Annotated in this window: 1 protein-coding gene; it reads right to left on the bottom strand. The window is 67.0% G+C overall.

The window, feature by feature from the left end; all coding sequences use genetic code 11:
- The coding region (locus KJQ96_RS39990) for a hypothetical protein (protein ID WP_213291322.1) at positions 1-206 on the bottom strand (206 nt) is incomplete at both ends.

Below are 206 nucleotides of genomic sequence, written 5' to 3'. Positions count from 1 at the left end.
TCAGCGGCAGCCCCGATAGCCGCACGAACGCCGCCGGCACCATGTAGTCCGGCAGGTACGCACCTAAGTGCGTGCGCAAGGCGCTGGCAAGGTCAGCGCCATCCAGCTCATCCGATTGAGCTTCGGGCGCACACACCACATAGCCGACGATGTGCTTGTCGCCGGACCGGTCCTGGCGCGCCACCACAACCGCATCGCGCACCCAG

This window comes from Bradyrhizobium sp. sGM-13, from assembly GCF_018398875.1.
In the GTDB taxonomy this organism is placed as follows: Bacteria; Pseudomonadota; Alphaproteobacteria; order Rhizobiales; family Xanthobacteraceae; genus Bradyrhizobium.
The sequence above is the reverse complement of the archived record's forward strand: the minus strand, read 5'-3'. Positions and strand labels throughout refer to the sequence as shown.